Genomic DNA, 18,220 nt, shown 5'->3' on the forward strand with positions numbered 1-18,220 from the left:
AGCCCCCCAATCACGGCTGCTAGCCGGCGGCGCGGCGTCCATCGTTCCGGCGCGACCGCAGCTTCCGGAGGATCGGCGACAGGAACGACCCGCGCAATTCGGCGAGATCGGGGCGGCCGGTCAGGCGTTGCGCGATCTGCAGGAAGGTCCTGGTGGTGCGATGACGCGCGGAGACTTCCGCGATCATCTGGCCGTTGTTGGCGGCTTCACCGAACAGCCTGCAATCGAACGGGATGGTCGCGATCGGCTGGCTCTCGATCGTCTTGGCAAATTCCTTGACCTCGATCTCGGGGCGCTTCGACATGCCGACCTGGTTCAGGCAGTAGAGCGGCGGGCGGTCGTTCGGACGCGCGGCCTTCAACAGGTTCATCATGTTCTTGGTGTTGCGCATGTTGGCGAGGTCGGGCTCGGCGACGATCAGGATGTCGTCGGCGCCGACCAGCACGCGTTTGGTCCAGGCGGTCCATTGATGGGGAACGTCGAGCACGATGCAGGACGTGGTCATGCGCATCGTATCGAAGATGGCATCGAAGGCTTCGGCGCCGAAATCGTAGACCTGATCGAGCGTGGCCGGTGCCGCCAGCAGGCTCAGGTGATCGCCGCATTTTGCCAGCAGGCGCTCCATGAAGGCGCTGTCCGGGCGCTCGGGCGAGAACACCGCGTTGGCAATGCCCTGCGTCGGATCCTGATTGTAGTCGAGGCCGGCGGTGCCGAAGGCGAGATCGAGATCGACAACGACCGAATCCAGCCCCAGGTCGCGCGCGATGGTCCAGGCGACATTGTGAGCAATGGTCGAGGCGCCGACGCCGCCCTTGGCACCCGCGACCGCGATCAGGCGACCCACGGAGACTGCTTCCGAGGACGAGAACAGGCCGCAGATCGAGCGCACGATGTCGAGCACCTTGACCGGTCCGATGACGTAGTCGTTGACGCCGCGCCGGACCAATTCGCGATATGGTGCGGTCTCGCCGGGCGCGCCGAGCACGACGACGCGGGTGCCGGGATCGCAGACCGTGGCGAGCTCGTCGAGACCGGCGAGCAAATCGATATCGGGCTCGCTCTCCAGCATGATGACGTTGGGCGTCGGCGCCTTGTGATAGGCGTCGACGGCGGCGGCGATGCCGCCCATATGAACTGAGAGGTGAGCCTTGGCGAGCCGGCGGTCCTCGGCGGCGGCACGCGCCGTCGTGGCGGTCGCGACGCTGGCGCAGAAGGCCTGCACGGAAATCCGTGGCGCCGGCGCGATGTGGTCGTTGGCGTGCTGTGGCTCGTCTCGTTGTTCGGTCATTTCCCGGCGTCGCTCAGCTTGGCTCTATCGGCTTCAGGGTAGGTGGTCGCGGTCGACTCGCCCTTGCCGTATTTCTGGAACGCGACCGACCGGCGCGGCGTGTAGGCTGCGGTTTCGGTCCGCGGCTGCTCGAGGTCGGACGGATTGGCGACCATCGCGGCAAGGTTGTGCTGCGTGGCACAGCCGAAATTGTCCCACTGCTTGTTCTCGTTGTAGCTGGGATTGTAGATCGAGGGACCAAGGTCGCTCGGCCACAGGCCACAGGGCCCGGCGACCGCGGCCATCTTCGGATAGCTGAGGCGAATCGTCGGCAGCGCGCGCGGATCGTCGACGCGATAGGAGCGCCTGACGATGGCGTGGGCAGGCACGCCCATCGAGGCCAGCGCGCCCCGGATCTCCTGATACACCGCCTGCGCCGAGCGTGCGTTCGAAGTGTCGGCCGGCACGTCGATCGCGATCGCGCCGGTGCCCTCGCGGCGCCAGGTGCGGGCCAGTCCCATCACGTCGTCGCGCTGCGCTTCGGTGAGATTGCCGCGGGCGCGGCCCACGAACACGACGATCGACTGCTCACCCTCGGTGACCGCGATCGGATGCCGTTGCCGGTAGTCGTCGGGTACCGTGCCGGTGGCAATATTGTCGCCGGTCAGGTTGCAGCCGCCAACCGCGATCGCGGTGGCGAGGAGGGCGCCGGACAGCGACAGCGTCCTCGCATGACCGGCTCGTGTGTTGCGTGTCATCATGGTATCCCCCAAACCCTTCAGCGCCTCAGTCGATGATGAAGCCGAAATTAACCGGCGTGGCGCCGATCGGCTCGGCACGGGCGGCAACGCCGTAGATTCGGTTGACTCGGGCCAGCAGCGCCGACTGCGCGTCGGAGGCCGGGGCGAACCCGTCATCGGGACGGGACAGTTCCTTCTGTGCAACCGCGCGCACCACATAGGGCGTCACGATGACCATGAGCTCGGTCTCGTTGTTGACGAAGTCCTGGCTCCTGAACAGCTGTCCGAGAACCGGGATCTGATCGACGCCAGGCATTCCGTTGATGGCCTGCTTGGTCTGCTCCTGGATCAATCCGGCCATCGCGATCGAGCCGCCGGAGGGTACTTCCAGCGTGGTGTCGGCGCGGCGGGTCTTGATCGAGGGAATGGTCGTGCCGCCCTGGCCGCCGGTCAGCGCGTTGTCCATAGAGACTTCGGAGACCTCGGTCATCACCTTCAGGCTGATGCGCCCCTCGGACAGTACCACCGGAGTGAAGTTGAGCGAGATGCCGAACTTCTTGAAGCTGACGGTCTGGACGCAATTGCCGATCGTGCCCGACGTCGTCGTCTGACAGGTGACTCCGGTCGGAATTGGAAACTCGCCGCCTGACACGAAGGTCGCGGACTCGCCGGAGATCGCCGTGAGATTGGGCTCAGCCAGCGTCTTCACGACGCCCGCGCTTTCCATCGCGCGCAGCGTCGCGGTGACGGTCGGCATGCCGAGCTTGTTCAAGGCCGCACCGGTCAGCCCGTTGTTGCTGGCGAGCGGTCCGTTGTTGGCGGTGAAGGCGTTGGCGTTATTGAAGACCACTGCGGCGGTGCCGTAATTCATGTTGGCGCTGAGATCGACGCCGAGCTGCTTCACGACGTCGCGCCGCACTTCGGCGACGGTGACCTTCAGCATCACCTGGTCGCGGCCGCGCACCACGATGGAGTTGACGACCTTGTCGGGGCTGCCGACGAGCTTGGCGGCGATGTCGCCGGCCTGCTGGGCCTCGACCGGGCTTGCCACCGTGCCGGTCAGCACCACGCTCTCGCCGACGCCCTCGATCTGGACGCCGGGCAGCATCTGCTTCAGTGCGGCACGCATGCCGTTGAGATCGCGCTTGATCGCGATGTCGTAGGAAGCGACCTGGTTGCCGTCGGCGTCGAAGAACACCACGTTGGTCTGGCCGACCGCCGCGCCGATGATATAGGCGCGCTGCGCCGAGCGGATCACGGCGTTGGCGATCTTGGGATCGGCGACTAGGACGTCCTTGGCCTCGCGCGGCAGGTCGACCACCACCGACTTGCCGACGCCGAGCGAGACGAAGCGCGTCTTGGCGGCGATGCTGCTCGTCACCGCGACGTCCGCGTTCTTGTCGGGATCGGTCGCGCTGGCGAGGGCAGGGATCAGCATCAGGGCGGTGACCGCCGAGAATGACAGCGAGCGGACCAGTGTGGACCGCCTCGCCAGTTGTTTCGCGCCAATTGTCATATCGAAGCCCCCATCACTTCTGTGTCGTCTGAGAACTCGGGATGCCGAAGCGCACCACCTTTATGCTCTCGCCCCGCTTCGGGGCCTGGTCTCTGGTCTCGTCGGTTTTCTCGTTGACGTCCGCGATGCTGCGCAGCGCCAGCGCCAGCGTGCCGCTCTGCCGGGCCCGCGCCAGCGTCTCGGCCTGTTCGGGCTTGAGTTCGAGGGTCACGGTCTTGCCGATGAGGGAGTTGTTGCCGTCCTTCTCCTTCGGCGCCTGGTCGATCGCCAGCACGCGGACGTTGGACAGCAGGATTTCGGTGGTGATGATGTCGCGGCTGCCCTGCTGCTGATCGGGATTCTTGTCGCGTCGTGACAGGATCACGTCGACGCGGTCGTTCGGCAGGATGAAGCCGCCGGCGCCGGTCTCCGGCGAGATTTCGGTGGAGATCGCGCGCATGCCGGAGGGCAGGATCGCGGCCATGAAGCCGCTGCCATTGGCCTTGACCAGCTTTTGCTCGCGGATCGGCTCGCCGACGATGAAGGGAGCGCGTGCGATCGAACCGATGACGTCGTTCATGGCGTCGGCATTGGTGTCGTGGCGGATGAACGCGCTGCTCGCGGTCTCGGCCGGCCAGCGCTGCCACTGCACGTCTTCAGGCTTGACCGACTGACCGAGCCCGATGTCGGACTTCGCCACCAGCACCTCGACTGTCGGCAGCTCTACCACTGGCGGCGCGACCGGCGCCGGTTTGCGATCGCCAACGCTCGCCAGATACATGGCCGCGAGGCCTGCGACGCCGGCGATGCCGAGGACCACGATGCGTGCCGTCTTCATGCTGCTGTCTGAATGCCCTTAACGCAGGGCAGTCACGTCCTTGCGGCACTGACAGCCCTTCCCGGGAGCATCACTACGGCCGCAAAAGTATAAGGGAACTTGATGGAAGGTCCGGACAATTAAGGGATTGGTGGGGATGGTGAACGGCGGGTTATCATCGCCGCCGCATCTCCGCAGAATCCCGGAGATCGTGCGTGCGCAGCGCGTGCGACATTGGTCGCAGCGCGGCTGCGTAGCGTCTTGCCCGGTCGGTCGTGGTTAATGTTGCCTAATGCACAGGGCCACGGGGAGGGATCAGAGCGCGGCCATCAACGCGGCAAAACCGCGATCGAGATCGGCCTTGAGGTCGTCGACATTCTCGAGCCCGATATGCAGCCGCAGTGTCGGCCCGCCCGGCGACCATTTGGTCGCGCTGCGATAGCCGCTGCAGTCGAACGGGATGGCGAGGCTTTCGAAGCCGCCCCAGGAAAACCCCATGCCGAACAGACGGAGCGCGTTGAGCATCGCATCGACCGCAGTCTGCGGCACCGGCTTCAGCACGATGCTGAACAGGCCGGAGGCGCCGGTGAAGTCGCGCTTCCAGATCGCATGCCCGGGATCGGTCTCCAGGCCAGGGTGCAGGACGCGAGCGACCTCCGGCCGCGCGCCAAGCCAGCGCGCGATCTCGAGCCCGGAACGGTGGTGCTGCGCCAGCCGCACCGACAACGTCCGGACACCGCGGAGCGCGAGATAGACGTCGTCCGGGCCGGCGCAGACGCCGAGCAGGCGGATCGCCTCCTGAACCAGCGGCCAGGCCTTGGAATTGGCCGCGATGGTGCCGAACATGATGTCGGAGTGGCCGCCGATATACTTGGTGCCCGCCTGCATGCTGATGTCGACGCCCTGTTCGAGCGAGCGGTGATAGAGCGCGGTCGCCCAGGTGTTGTCGTCGATCACCAGCGCGCCGCGGGCGTGCGCCACGGCCGATATCGCGCGGATGTCGGGCATCTCGAAGGATTGCGAACCGGGCGCCTCGACCAGCACCGCGCGGGTGTTCGACTTGAACAGCGTCTCGATGCCGGCGCCGATCAGCGGATCGAAATAGCTGGTCTCGATGCCGTAGCGCTTCAGCATGTTGTCGCAGAAATTGCGGGTCGGCCGATAGGCGTTGTCGCACACCAGCAGGTGATCGCCGGCCTTCAGCACGGCGAGCAGCGTGGTGCTGATCGCAGCCAGCCCCGACGGGGCGAGACCGACGCCGGCGCATTGCGGGCCTTCCAGCGCCATCAGCGCGTCCTGGAGCGCCCGCGTGGTCGGGCTGCCATGGCGGCCATAGGTAAATTCGGCGCGATGGGCGTGGAGGTCCTCGGCGGTCGGATAGAGCACCGTCGAGCCGTGGAAGACCGGCGGATTGACGAAGCCCTTCTGGGCCTTGGTGTCGCGGCCGGCCGTGACCAGGCGGGTTGCGGCATCTTGCGGGTGGGAGGACGTGGAGCCGTCGGAGGAGGTCATGGTTTGCTGCCGTTGGACTTTAGACTTTTTGCCGCAGTCGTAGCGCGTCGGGAAGCAGGGCTACGCCGGGAGGTGTTACTAACAAGAGGTAGAAGACATGCGTCAACCCCTTGACCCGGCTCGTCAGTCACTATGTGATGCGGCGCAACTACCAGTCGCCGCACGTTGAGGGGCCTGCCGCGACCTAAGATCCGTTGCCTGGCCGGTTTGCACGTCGAACTGACGGTCAGATCAGCATTTTTTGCTGCAGGGGATCATTGGGATGGCCCGTGAATGCGAGGCGATCACAAAGCAAACGTCCAACGGACGACCCTGAAAGGCCTGCCCCATGAAACGCGTATCCCTGGCTGTCATCCTTGCCGCTGCCGCTGCCTTGTCGGTCCAGTCGGCCTCGGCGCAAACCCTCAAGACGGTCAAGGACCGCGGCCAGCTGTCCTGCGGCGTCAGCCAGGGCCTGCCTGGCTTTTCATCGCCGGACGACAAGGGGAACTGGACCGGGATCGACGTCGACGTGTGCCGAGCCATTGCCGCGGTGGTGCTCGACGACCCGACCAAGGTCAAGTTCGTGCCGCTGTCGGCCAAGGATCGCTTCACGGCGCTGCAGTCCGGCGAGATCGACGTGCTGTCGCGCAACACCACCTGGACGGTATCACGCGACACCTCGCTCGGCGCCAACTTCACCGGCGTGACCTATTATGACGGGCAGGGCTTCATGGTGAAGAAGTCGCTCAAGGTCAATTCGGCGCTCGAATTGAACAGCGCGTCGGTCTGCGTGCAGACTGGCACCACGACGGAGCAGAACCTCGCCGACTTCTTCAAGGGCAACAACATGAAGTACGAGGTGATCGCATTCGGCAGCATCGACGAAGCTGTCAAAGCCTATGAATCCGGGCGCTGCGACGTCTTCACCGACGATGCCTCCGGGCTCTATGCCAGCCGCCTGAAGCTCGCGAACCCCGCCGACCACATCGTGCTCCCGGAAATCATTTCCAAGGAGCCGCTGGGGCCGATGGTGCGCCACGGCGACGACCAGTGGTTCGACATCGTGAAGTGGACGCTGTTTGCGATGATCAATGCCGAGGAACTCGGCATCACCCAGAAGAATGTCGACACGATGCTCAAATCCGACAAGCCGGAGATGAAGCGGGTGCTCGGCACCGACGGCAATCTGGGCGAACAGCTCGGCCTGACCAAGGACTGGGTCGTTCGCATCGTCAAGGCGGTCGGCAATTACGGCGAGGCTTTCGAGCGCAATGTCGGCACCGGCTCGCCGCTCGGCATCGCCCGCGGCGTCAACAATCTCTGGAACAAGGGTGGAATCCAGTACGCGCCGCCGATCCGCTGATCGGTCCGGCTGCCGCGATGAGCATCGCGCCCCGCAAACCACCGCTGCAATTTGCCCTCAGGCTGAAGCGTGCGCTTGGCGGCAAGACCGGCTGGAACGGGTTGGCCGCCCAGATTGCTTTCGCCGCGATCCTGGCCTGGATCGCCTACGAGATCGTGGCGAATGCGCGGACCAACCTGGAGACCCAGCACATTGCGTCGGGCTTCGGCTTCCTCAACTACAATGCGGGCTTTGACGTCAATCTGAGCCTGATCGCCTACAACAATTCCGACACCTACTGGCGGGTGTTCTTCGTCGGCTTGTTGAACACGATTCTGGTCTCGGTGATCGGCATCGTGTTCGCCACCGTGATCGGCTTCGTCGTGGCGCTGTGCCGGCTGTCGCCGAACTGGCTGCTGTCGCGGATCGGCGGCATCTATGTCGAGATCATCAGGAACTTGCCGGTCTTGTTCCAGATCCTGTTCTGGTACCTCGCAGTGCTCGCGGCGCTGCCGGCGCCGCGGCAGAGCATCTCGATCTTCGGTATGTTCTTCCTCAACAATCGCGGCCTGATCGTGCCGCAACCCGTCAGCGAGCCCGGCCTCTACCCGTTCCTGGCCGTGCTCGCGGTCGGCATCGTCGCGGCGCTGGGCTTGCGGCACTACGCGCGGCGGGCCTTGTTCCAGCGCGGGCAGATGATCCGGATCTGGCCCTATGTGCTGGGTGGCCTGGTCGGTCTGCCGCTGGTCTCGGTGCTGATCTTCGGCGGGCCGTTGAAGTTCGAGTTGCCGCAGCTGAAAGGCTTCAACTTCGCCGGCGGTGCGCGGATCATCCCCGAATTCGTTGCGCTGACGGTTGCGTTGTCGACCTACACGGCGGCCTTCATCGCCGAAATCGTCCGCGCCGGCGTCATGTCGGTCCACAAGGGACAGATGGAGGCGGGCTCCTCGCTCGGCCTCAGCCGCGCCGCGACGCTGCGGCTGATCGTGGTGCCGCAAGCGATGCGGGTCATCGTCCCGCCGCTGACCAGCCAGTACCTCAATCTCACCAAGAATTCGTCGCTGGCGGTGGCGATCGGCTATCCGGACCTGGTCTCGGTGTTCGCCGGCACCGCGGTGAGTCAGACCGGGCAGGCGATCGAGATCATCGCCATGACGATGGGCGTCTATTTGCTGCTCTCGCTGACGACGAGCGCGCTGATGAGCGTCTATGGCTGGCGCATCAACCGGAGCATGGCGGCATGACCGATCTGTCCGCCTCGTCCTTTGTCCGGCAGGATCTGGTCGCCGAGCGTGCAGCGCCGGCCAAGACCGCCGGCCTCATCGGCTTCCTGCGAACGCGGCTGCTGAATTCGCCCGGCAACATCCTGCTCACGGTGCTCGGGCTGTTGCTGGCCTGGTACATCGTTGTCCCGACGTTCAAGTTCCTGCTGGTCGACGCGGTCTGGTCCGGCAAGGATCGCACCGCTTGCCTCACCGAAAAGGCGGGGCACGAGGTCGGCGCCTGCTGGCCCTATATTCAGGCCAAGCTGACGCAGCTGATCTATGGCTTCTATCCGGAAGCCCAGCGCTGGCGGGTCAATCTGACCTATGGGCTTGGCGCCGCGTTGTTGCTGCCGCTGCTGATGCCACGCCTGCCGGCCAAGGGCATCAACTCCGGCCTGTTCTTCTTCGCCTTTCCGGTGGTGGCGTTCTTCCTGCTGCATGGCGGCGGCATCGCCGGCTTCGGCGTGAGCTGGACCGCCGGCGTGTTGCAGCTGTTCGAGCAGAGCATCGGCGGCGCCGGCGATCTCCTGGTCAATCTCAGCAAGAGTTCGGCGATCGCGCCGCTGCCGTGGGTGCTGGGCAAGCTGCTCGTCCTTGTCGGCCTTCTGATCCATTGGCTGATCTTTCCGCTGACCTGGCTGCGCGACCAGTTGCAGCTCTCGTCGCTGCCAGTCTGGTGCGATTTCCTGGTCACCGCCGTGATCGTCTCCGCCGTGCTGTTCGTGCTCGGAAGCGGTGTGCAGACCGGCCGCAGGGCATTGATCGGCAGCCTGCTGACGTTTGCCGGGATCGCCGCGGCCATCAAGCTGATGGGGCTCGATCGCGGCGGCTTTCCCATCGTCGATACGCGACTGTGGGGCGGCCTGCTGGTGACGCTGGTGATCGCGATCACCGGCATCGTCGCCTCGATGCCGATCGGGATTGCGCTCGCGCTCGGCCGCCGCTCCAGCATCCCGCTGATCCGGATCTTCTCGATCGCCTTCATCGAATTCTGGCGCGGCGTGCCGCTGATCACGGTGCTGTTCTTCGCGACCTACATGCTGCCGCTGTTCGTGCCGGGCAATTTCGCCGTCGACGGCCTGTTGCGTGCCCTGATCGGCGTCGCGATCTTTACCGGCGCCTATATGGCTGAGGTGATCAGGGGCGGGCTGGCGGCGGTAGCGCGCGGCCAGGCGGAGGCCGCATCGGCGCTCGGCCTGTCCTGGTGGAAGACGACGTCGCTGATCGTACTGCCGCAGGCGCTGCGCTACGTCATTCCCGGCATCGTCAACAGCTTCATCTCGCTGTTCAAGGATACCTCGCTGGTGTCGATCGTGGCGCTGTTCGATCTGTTGGGTTCCCTGAGGGCATCGTTCTCCGATCCGAACTGGTCGACGCCGACCACGGCCTTTACCGGCTTTGCCTTTGCAGGAATGATCTATTTCGTGTTCTGCTTTGGAATGTCGCGCTACTCGCTGTTCGTCGAAAACCGGCTCAACGCTCACCGCCGCCACTGAACAAGGTCACCATGTCCACAACCCCGATCGTCAACATTTCCACGCTCAACAAATGGTACGGCGACTTCCACGTGTTGCGCGACATCAACCTTGAGGTCGGCAAGGGTGAGCGCATCGTGATCTGCGGCCCGTCGGGCTCCGGCAAGTCGACGCTGATCCGCTGCATCAACGCGCTGGAGGAATTCCAGGAAGGCGAGATCGTGGTCGACGGCATCGAGCTCGGCCCGAATTTGCGCCGGGTCGACGAGGTCCGCCGCGAAGTCGGCATGGTGTTCCAGAGCTTCAACCTGTTCCCGCATCTGACCGTGCTCGACAATTGCACGCTGGCGCCGATCTGGGTGCGCAACATCCCGAAGAAGGATGCCGAGGCGACCGCGATGAAGTTCCTCGAGCGGGTCAAGATCCCGCATCAGGCCAACAAGTTTCCCGGCCAGATGTCGGGCGGTCAGCAGCAACGCGTCGCGATCGCCCGCGCACTGACCATGAACCCGAAGGTGATGCTGTTCGACGAGCCGACCTCGGCGCTCGACCCGGAGATGGTCAAGGAAGTGCTCGACACCATGGTCGATCTCGCGAGGGAGGGCATGACCATGCTGGTCGTGACCCACGAGATGGGCTTTGCCCGCGAGGTCGCCAACCGCGTCGTGTTCATGGACGCCGGTCAGATCATCGAGTCGAACACGCCGCAGGAATTCTTCGCCAACCCGCAGCATGCGCGGTCGAAGCTGTTCCTGAGCCAGATCTTGCGGTGATTTCCGCTGTCATTGCGAGCGGAGCGAAGCAATCCAATCGTCCGCATCGGAAGCATGGATTGCTTCGTCGCAATAGCTCCTCGCAATGACGTCTGCGGGGATTTCGTTCGTCAGACGAACGGCAGCTCGATCTTGCTGCGCTTTTCCAGCCATTCCGGGACCGGCAGATTCTTCGACCGCATGAAGGCCGGGTTGAACAGCTTGGACTGATAACGGTTGCCGGAGTCGCAGAGAATGGTGACGATGGTCTTGCCGGGGCCGAGCTGCTTGGCGAGCTGGATCGCGCCCGCGATGTTGACGCCGGTCGAGCCGCCGAGGCACAGGCCTTCGTGCTCCAGCAGCTCGTAGATGATGGTCACGGCTTCCTCGTCGGAGACCAGGAACGCATCGTCTACGTTCGCGGTCTCGATCACCGGTGTCTTGCGTCCGAGGCCGATGCCTTCGGTGATCGAGTCGCCCGGCGTCGATTTGACCTGGCCGTTCTTGAACAGCTCGTACATCGCAAAACCGTGCGGATCGGCGCAAGCGGTGACGATGTCCTTGTTCTTTTCCTTCAAGTAGCGGCTGATGCCGGCGAGCGTGCCGCCGGTGCCGACCGAGCAGATGAAGGCATCCACCTTGCCGCTGGTCTGCTGCCAGATCTCCGGTCCGGTCGAGTCGTAATGCGCCTTGGGATTGTCGAGGTTGTTCCACTGGTCGGCGAACAGCACACCGTTCGGCTCGGTCTTGCGCAGCTGCTCGGCGAGGCGCTTGCCGAGATGCTGATAGTTGTTCGGATTGGAGTAGGGCAGTGCCGGCGCTTCGACCAGCTCGGCCCCGCACAGCCGCAGCATGTCCTTCTTTTCCTGGCTCTGCGTCTCCGGAATGACGATCAGGGTGCGGTAGCCCCGCGCACTCGCCACGACCGCGAGCCCGATGCCGGTATTGCCCGCAGTCGATTCGACCACCAGCCCGCCGGGCTTCAGGTCGCCGCGCTTTTCGGCCTCCAGGATCATCCCCTTGCCGGCGCGATCCTTGACCGATTGGCCGGGATTCATGAATTCGGCCTTGCCGAGGATGGTGCACCCGGTCAGTTCGGACGCGCGTTGCAGCTTGATGAGGGGGGTGTTGCCGATCGCTTCAATGACGTCTTTGTTGAATGCCATGTCGGGGTAATCTTCGGTCCGTGTTTTGCTCTGGCCGGAAACTAGTGTGCCGATGGCAAAAGGGGAAGGCTTTTGCAGTGCGGCGAATTTCGCGCGGGGCTCTGCGTTAGCCAGTTGACCGTGCGGGGATGACACAGCCGGAAAGATCGTTTTGAAAATGCGCTGCGATCCGGCCAAATCCCACTGCAAATCGGCGCGCTGCGTCAGATTCGCCCGACACGGTTCGGTCGAGACGGTCGTTCGATCTTGTACAGCCCCACATTGAGAGCGCCGATTTCAAAGCCGAGCCGGCAATAGGCCAGATAATACTCCCACATCCGCTTGAAACGGACATCGAAGCCGAGGGCTTCGATCGATGGCCAGGCGTTGACGAACCGGTCGCGCCAATCGGCCAGCGTGCGCGCATAGCTGGCAGCGAAGAACTCGGTCGAAACCAGCCGAAGTCCGGAACTGTCGACCAGTCGTTCGACGATCTCGACCGTCGGCAACATTCCGCCCGGAAATACGTATCGCTGGATGAATTCCGGCCGCCTGCGATAGTTCTCGAAGCGACGTTCGTCGATCGTGATCACCTGCAGCACCGCGATGCCGCCGATATCGAGCCGCTGTCGCAGATTGTCGAAAAACAGCGGCCAGTACGCCTCGCCGACCGCCTCCAGCATCTCGATCGAGACGACGCGATCATAGGTGCCCTTGGTGTCGCGATAGTCCTCGAGCCGCAGATTGGCCCTGTCGGCGAGACCCTGTTCGGCGAGCTGCTCGCATGCGTAGCCAAGCTGTTCGGTCGACAGTGTCAGGCCCGTGACGTGACAGACATTCCGTTCGACAAGACGCTGTGCCAGCGCGCCCCAGCCGCAACCGATCTCGAGAACCCTCTCGCCGCCGCTGAGATCGAGCAGCTCGGCGACCCGATCGAGCTTGTTCTGCTGGGCCTGCGCGAGCGTCTGGTGTGGCGAGGTGAAGATCGCCGATGAATAGGTCATGCTCGGGTCGAGCCAGAGGCGGTAGAAATCATTACCGAGATCGTAATGGGCGCGAATGTTGCGCCGGCTGCCGCGCCTGGTATTGCGATTGAGCAGGGCGTGACGAAGCCGATTCAGAGGCTGCGGCGGCTTCAGCCGTTCGAAGGATGGGGCGTATGCCGAACGCGGTGCAGCTGCGCTCAGGAACGAGTATATGTCGGGCGTGGACCATTCACCGGCAAGGAAGCCTTCGGCAAAACCCAGATCGCCGCCGATCAGCAGCCGAAGCAAGCATTTCCAATCATGGATCCTGATATGCGCTTGCTCTTCGCTACGCATCCCGGAGATCGCGACGCCGCGTCCGCTCGGGGTCTGGATCAGGATTTCGCCGCAATCGATACGGCGAAACAGCCGCCGCAGCAGCGTCCCGACAGTCGCTCGCAGCACCGGCGGCCATTCGACGGGATGCGGGCAGGGGACGGTCTGCGGGTGGTCAGAGTGCATGCGAGTCAATCCGGTGCTGGGGCGATGGGGGCACGGTCGTGATCGTGTGAGGGGAGCATTGCGGGCGCCCGTGTAACCGCAAGCCCTTCAACCAGAGCCGCAACGCTTCCCAATGAATCGCAAGGATCACCTTGATCGTAACCAGGGGAATGGCGGCGAAACTGGACAACAGCTCTTGGTCGCTGAGCTCGTGGCGTGACGCCGTCAGGCATGCGCCGAGCACCGTCTCTCCGCCCGAGCTTGCGCTGATGCCGAGCCCAAAATGCTCGTCCGGTTGGTTCAGCCGGAAGTGATAGGACAGGTCCATGCTCATGAAGGGGGACACGTAGAAGGCCTTGCCGCAGTCATGCCGGATGGTGCCAGTATCGGCCGCGACCGAGGCCACATAGGCGTGGCGTTCGCCGAACGTGTTGTGAACCTCATAGATGACCGCGGCGAGCTGGCCGTCGTGCCGGTGGCAGAAATAGAGGCTGAGCGGATTGAAGTCGTAGCCGAGGGTTCGAGGCATGCAGAAGAGCTGGATCGGCCCTCCGGCGATATCGATCCCTGCCTGCATCAGGCAGCGTTCGGCCTGCAGGCGGAGTGGCGTCGCGCTGCCGTCGCCATGATCGGCATCGTGAAATGCAAAAAGGTTGAATCTGTTGCAGGAGAACAGCCGCAAACGGGAAGCGAGCAGGTGCATCTCGTCGAGATCGAGCAGCAGCCAGAATGCACGATAGCGGAAGCGGTGCGTGGTGGGCCGCAGCCGCCGATGCATGATGTTGCCACGATAGAGGCAGGAGCGAAGCGTCATGGCTGCAGCTCCGGTTCGGGCAACGACCTCGCGCTTGCGGCGAGCGCGATGCGTCCGGATTCGTCCGGCACGGTCCACGGCCGCCGCACGCCTGCAAGCTGCTCGGCTACGGCAAGCCCTGATTGCAGCCCGTCTTCGTGGAAGCCGGCACCAAAATGCGCGCCGCAGAACCAGGTGTTCTTCCGGCCTTGCAGCGACCAGAGCCCTTGCTGTGCGGCGATCGCGGCGGCATCGAAAATCGGATGCTCGTACACCTCCGTGTGATGCAGCGTGTCGCTGTGTGGCGGATGCGCCGGATTGAGCGTGACGAAGAGCGGCAAATGCTGGGGAATGCCCTGGAGCCGGTTCATCCAATAGGTGACGCCGACCGCCGTGGCGGCCTTATCGCGCGAGCCGACATAATTCCAGCTCGACCAGGCCGGTCTACGTCGGGGCATGAATCTGGGATCGGAGTGGAGCACCGCAAGATTGCGGCTATAGCGGAACGCGCCGAGCAATTCGGCCTCATCGGGCGTCGGGTCGTCGATAGCCGATAATGCCTGATTTGCGTGTGTTGCCAGCACGACGTGATCGTACGGCTGCGTTTCCCCGCGGACATCCGTGACCATGACGCGGCCGGACGATCGGCGTATCCCGACCACGCCGCAGTCGAGCCTGATCCGGTCCGCGAACGGTTGGACCAGCCGCTGTACGTAGACCCGGCTGCCGCCGATCACGGTTTCCCATGGCGGCCGTCCCGTCAATTGGAGCAGCCCGTGATTGTGGTGGAAGCGAATGAACGTTGCCGCCGGAAAGGCGAGAATTTCATCCGGAGGCGCCGACCAGATGGCGCTCGCCATCGGCAGCAGGTGGTCGTCGCGGAAAGCTGAGCCATAACCCCCTTGCATGAGATAATCGCCGAGGCTGATCCTCTCGTCGCTCAGCCGAGCGGCGTCGCGTGTCGCGCGATCATAGAATCGGACGAGGTCGCGCAGCATCGACCAGAAACGCGGGCGCAGGAGGTTGCCGGGCTGCGCCAGCAGACCCGAGAGGCCGGTCCCGGAATATTCGAGATTGCCGCGGTCGAGCGAGACCGATAGCGACATCTCCGACGCTTGCGTGGGGATGTCGAGATGCCGGAACAGCGCAGCGAGATTAGGGTAGGTCTTCCGGTTGAAAACGATGAAGCCGGTATCCACGGCAACGCGCTCGTGACCGACGGTCGCCATCACAGTGTTGGAGTGCCCGCCGATCCGATCGGACTTCTCGTAGACGGTCACATCGTGCCGCTGGCTGAGCAGCCAGGCAGCCGAAAGGCCGGAAATGCCGGTTCCGATCACGGCTATGTTCAATCTGCCGTCGCTGCTCAACAACAATCCCTCGGCGGTACGATGGGCCGGCCGATCGCGCAGTCGGCGTCATGGAACGAAACGACGAATGTTGCCGGTTGGATCACCGGCAGTGATCCAACCGCAGCCGGGTGACGTTCCTGATGCATGCAAGCCGCCGCTCGACATCTTTCCGGGGTCATCGGTCTGGTCAGGCCCGGCGCGATCCGGTACTGCGGTCGCAGAGCCGTCAGTGATGGGGAGTGCCCGCGGGGCATGCTGAGTGAAACTCCCGACAATGAGACGTCGGATGCCGCCAGATGGGCCCGGCTGATCGAAGCCGTTGCTGTCCGCAGGGATCGCGAGGCCTTCGCGGCGTTGTTTCGGCATTTTGCGCCGCGCATCAAGACGTTCATGAAGCGCTCCGGTGCAAGCGAGCAGCTTGCCGACGAACTGGCGCAGGAGGCCTTGTTCGCCGTGTGGTCGAAGGCAAGCCTGTTCGATCCTGGCAGCGCGGGTGCCGCAGCCTGGATATTCACGATCGCGCGAAACTTGCGCATCGACGCGCTCCGTCGTCAGAAACGTACCCCAACGAGCGATACGTCCGAGACGGAACTCGAGTTTCAGCGGGATGAGGGGCCGTTGCCCGACGCCGGGGTGGCGGCATCTGAAATCGAGGCGCGGGTCCGCGATGCGCTGTCTGCGCTGCCGGATGAGCAGATGCGGGTGATCGAGCTATCTTTCTTTCACGAAACCGCCCATGCGGAGATCGCAAAGATGCTCGATATTCCGCTCGGCACCGTCAAATCACGCTTGCGGCTGGCGATGGCCCGGCTGCGCAGCTTGCTGGATGACTTCTCATGACCGTCCATCATCATCCGCCGGACGAGCTGTTGGCGATGTTCGCAGCTGGCACGCTCGACCTCGGCCAGCATATTGGCGTTGCCACCCATCTGGTCGGCTGTCCGAAGTGCCGTGCAGTGGTACGCGCGATGGAGCATGTCGGCGGCGCGATGCTGACCGGATTGCCGCCGACCGCGATGTCGGACGGAGCGCTCGAGGCGATGGAGCGCAGGCTGGACGAGACCTCGCGGACCTCCATCCCGGAGCGGCGCCGGGGACCGGCATTCCGCGACGTACCGGGTTTGCCAGACTTTCTGAACAGCTATCCCGATAGTCCGTGGAGGTGGATCGCACCAAAGGTGCATTTGCGGCCGATCCGCTTGCCCGAGCCGAGTGCGACACGCGTCTTTCTCCTGAAATCCAGCCCGGGAACGAGGATGATCGAACATACCCACACCGGGCTTGAAATGACCTGCGTGCTGTCAGGGAGTTTCGTCCACGCCGGCGGCCATTTCGGGCCCGGAGACTTCGACTTTGGCGACGGGTCGGTGGATCATGACGTCAGGATCAACTCGACGGAAGACTGCATCTGCCTGGTCGCAATGCAGGGAGATTTGAAGCTCAACGGAATGATCGGCCGTTTGTTGCAGCCGTTGATCCGCATGTGACGGCCGCTCCTGGGAGATGCTCCATGAGCCTGCTCCAGCCGATATCTCAACTCGCAATCATGGCCCTTGCGCTGTCTGCGATCATGGCGACCGCCTGGCAGATCCAGCGACGGACCGGCGCTACCGGATGGATCGATGTCTGCTGGACATTCGGCACCGGCTTGGTTGCTTGCATAGCCAGCCTCGTTCCGGTCCCGGAAGGCGGCGTGCCGAGCGCGCGGCAGTTCATGGTCGCGCTGCTGGCTGCGATCTGGTCGCTGCGGCTCGGCAGTCATCTTCTGTCGCGGACCTGGAAAGCCGGCGATGATCCGCGCTATCGCGACCTGATCGATCAATGGGGCGACACGGCCGAGCGGCGGATGTTCCTCCAACTCCAGGCTCAGGCGGCGGTTGGGCTCATCCTGGCGATCTGCGTTGCGCTCGCGGCGCATAACCCGCGACCCGCACTCGGAGTTGCGGACTTGCTCGGTGCGGCGCTGCTGCTGACTGGCCTGATCGGGGAAGCATTATCCGACGCGCAGCTCAGCAAGTTCCGCTCGGATCCTGCCAATCGACAGCGGATTTGCGAGGCTGGATTATGGAAGTGGTCGCGCCATCCGAACTATTTCTTCGAATGGCTCTGCTGGCTGGCGTATCCATTGATCGCGATCGACGCCTCGTATCCGCTCGGCTGGATCACGCTGCTGGCGCCGGCCTGCATGTATTGGGTCCTGGTCCATGTGTCCGGCGTGCCGCCGCTCGAACAGCACATGCTGCGCTCGCGCGGCCCGCAATTCCGTGACCTTCAGGCGCGGACCCGGCCGTTCTTTCCATTTCCGAAGCTGACTTCAGGCAGCTAGCCTTGCCGTAATGAGGCAAGCGGCGGTGGCGGACATGGCGCCAAGCAGCGTTCCCCAGGTCAAATCGAGCAGTGTGAGCTGGAAGGTCCAGTTCCGCACAGTCGCCTGGTTGGTCAAATCATACGTCATGTAGCTGAAGAAGCCGAAGAGCGCGCCGCTGAGCGCTGCCTGGGCCAGGCTTTCGGACCTTATGGCCGGAAGCACCGCGAACACCACGAGCCCGATCGGGTAGATCAGATAGAAGGCGATCGCCGGAGGCAGGTTGACCTCCGTCGACAAGATGTCGCCGAGTGTCGGGCGATACAATCGGCTCGCCATCGTCCCAAGCCAGGCCATGTCGCAGAGCAAAAATACGATGAGTGTCGACAGGTAGGCGTAGAGATAGGTCATGTCGGGGCCCGAAGGTTGAACGCCACCGTGTCGCAAGGCGCAGCTCTCAATGAGGTAACGACAGATCGCGGCGCCTGGATCATCCAGGCGCCGGTCGGGGA

17 protein-coding genes are annotated in these 18,220 nt (G+C 63.9%); 7 read left to right on the forward strand and 10 right to left on the reverse strand.

Features of this window, described 5'->3' with window-relative positions:
- Window positions 1-19: 19 nt before the first annotated feature.
- The 5 genes from ACVISU_RS00785 to metC form a co-directional block, all read right to left on the reverse strand.
- On the reverse strand, window positions 20-1,288 hold the full coding sequence (locus ACVISU_RS00785; RefSeq protein WP_456705675.1) for an AAA family ATPase: 1,269 nt from the start codon (window positions 1,286-1,288) through the stop codon (window positions 20-22).
- Entirely contained in the window at window positions 1,285-2,025 is a 741-nt protein-coding gene (locus tag ACVISU_RS00790) for a CpaD family pilus assembly protein (protein WP_050405717.1), read from the reverse strand. The genes ACVISU_RS00785 and ACVISU_RS00790 overlap by 4 nt, the downstream gene beginning before the upstream one ends.
- Before the next feature lie 28 nt (window positions 2,026-2,053).
- Window positions 2,054-3,523, reverse strand: coding sequence for a type II and III secretion system protein family protein (locus tag ACVISU_RS00795; protein WP_456705676.1), 1,470 nt, complete (start codon window positions 3,521-3,523; stop codon window positions 2,054-2,056).
- 13 nt (window positions 3,524-3,536) lie between these two features.
- Complete coding sequence (cpaB, locus tag ACVISU_RS00800) at window positions 3,537-4,340, reverse strand: Flp pilus assembly protein CpaB (RefSeq protein WP_050405704.1); 804 nt, start codon at window positions 4,338-4,340, stop codon at window positions 3,537-3,539.
- 294 nt (window positions 4,341-4,634) lie between these two features.
- Window positions 4,635-5,831 (reverse strand): cystathionine beta-lyase, encoded by a 1,197-nt coding sequence (gene metC, locus ACVISU_RS00805; RefSeq protein ID WP_456705677.1) that lies wholly within the window; start codon window positions 5,829-5,831, stop codon window positions 4,635-4,637.
- 328 nt (window positions 5,832-6,159) lie between these two features.
- On the opposite strand from metC, the gene ACVISU_RS00810 reads away from it, so the two are divergent.
- Genes ACVISU_RS00810 through ACVISU_RS00825 form a run of 4 tightly spaced genes read left to right on the forward strand, consistent with a single transcriptional unit; the run spans window position 6,160 to window position 10,668 of the window.
- On the forward strand, window positions 6,160-7,176 hold the full coding sequence (locus tag ACVISU_RS00810) for an amino acid ABC transporter substrate-binding protein (RefSeq protein ID WP_050405706.1): 1,017 nt from the start codon (window positions 6,160-6,162) through the stop codon (window positions 7,174-7,176).
- 17 nt (window positions 7,177-7,193) lie between these two features.
- A complete protein-coding gene (locus ACVISU_RS00815) occupies window positions 7,194-8,399 on the forward strand; it encodes an amino acid ABC transporter permease (protein ID WP_456705678.1) in 1,206 nt (401 codons plus the stop codon).
- Window positions 8,396-9,916, forward strand: coding sequence for an amino acid ABC transporter permease (locus tag ACVISU_RS00820; RefSeq protein WP_456705679.1), 1,521 nt, complete (start codon window positions 8,396-8,398; stop codon window positions 9,914-9,916). Before ACVISU_RS00815 ends, ACVISU_RS00820 begins: the two co-directional genes overlap by 4 nt.
- An 11-nt stretch (window positions 9,917-9,927) precedes the next feature.
- Complete coding sequence (locus tag ACVISU_RS00825; protein ID WP_050419681.1) at window positions 9,928-10,668, forward strand: amino acid ABC transporter ATP-binding protein; 741 nt, start codon at window positions 9,928-9,930, stop codon at window positions 10,666-10,668.
- A gap of 110 nt (window positions 10,669-10,778) precedes the next feature.
- On the opposite strand, the gene ACVISU_RS00830 is transcribed toward ACVISU_RS00825, so the two are convergent.
- From ACVISU_RS00830 to ACVISU_RS00845, 4 genes are all read right to left on the reverse strand, one after another.
- Window positions 10,779-11,813, reverse strand: a complete 1,035-nt coding sequence (locus tag ACVISU_RS00830; protein WP_456705680.1) for a cysteine synthase A — start codon at window positions 11,811-11,813, stop codon at window positions 10,779-10,781.
- Window positions 11,814-12,016: 203 nt separating this feature from the next.
- A complete protein-coding gene (locus ACVISU_RS00835; RefSeq protein ID WP_456705681.1) occupies window positions 12,017-13,279 on the reverse strand; it encodes a class I SAM-dependent methyltransferase in 1,263 nt (420 codons plus the stop codon).
- Entirely contained in the window at window positions 13,269-14,072 is an 804-nt protein-coding gene (locus ACVISU_RS00840) for a DUF1365 domain-containing protein (RefSeq protein ID WP_456705682.1), read from the reverse strand. Before ACVISU_RS00840 ends, ACVISU_RS00835 begins: the two co-directional genes overlap by 11 nt.
- Window positions 14,069-15,403: an NAD(P)/FAD-dependent oxidoreductase gene (locus tag ACVISU_RS00845; RefSeq protein ID WP_456705683.1), complete on the reverse strand. Its 1,335-nt coding sequence runs from the start codon at window positions 15,401-15,403 to the stop codon at window positions 14,069-14,071. The genes ACVISU_RS00840 and ACVISU_RS00845 overlap by 4 nt, the downstream gene beginning before the upstream one ends.
- Before the next feature lie 144 nt (window positions 15,404-15,547).
- Here ACVISU_RS00845 and ACVISU_RS00850 point away from each other — a divergent pair, with 144 nt between their 5' ends.
- The 3 genes from ACVISU_RS00850 to ACVISU_RS00860 are packed head-to-tail and all read left to right on the forward strand — an operon-like array spanning window position 15,548 to window position 17,729.
- The gene (locus ACVISU_RS00850; RefSeq protein ID WP_244522028.1) at window positions 15,548-16,243 is read left to right on the forward strand and encodes a sigma-70 family RNA polymerase sigma factor; all 696 of its coding nucleotides are present in this window, start codon (window positions 15,548-15,550) and stop codon (window positions 16,241-16,243) included.
- The gene (locus ACVISU_RS00855) at window positions 16,240-16,890 is read left to right on the forward strand and encodes a ChrR family anti-sigma-E factor (protein WP_050405713.1); all 651 of its coding nucleotides are present in this window, start codon (window positions 16,240-16,242) and stop codon (window positions 16,888-16,890) included. Before ACVISU_RS00850 ends, ACVISU_RS00855 begins: the two co-directional genes overlap by 4 nt.
- A 23-nt stretch (window positions 16,891-16,913) precedes the next feature.
- A complete protein-coding gene (locus ACVISU_RS00860; protein WP_456705684.1) occupies window positions 16,914-17,729 on the forward strand; it encodes a DUF1295 domain-containing protein in 816 nt (271 codons plus the stop codon).
- Here ACVISU_RS00860 and ACVISU_RS00865 read toward each other — a convergent pair.
- Complete coding sequence (locus ACVISU_RS00865) at window positions 17,718-18,119, reverse strand: DUF2177 family protein (RefSeq protein WP_456705685.1); 402 nt, start codon at window positions 18,117-18,119, stop codon at window positions 17,718-17,720. The genes ACVISU_RS00860 and ACVISU_RS00865 overlap by 12 nt on opposite strands.
- Window positions 18,120-18,220 lie beyond the last annotated feature (101 nt).

Source organism: Bradyrhizobium sp. USDA 4452 (assembly GCF_054063575.1).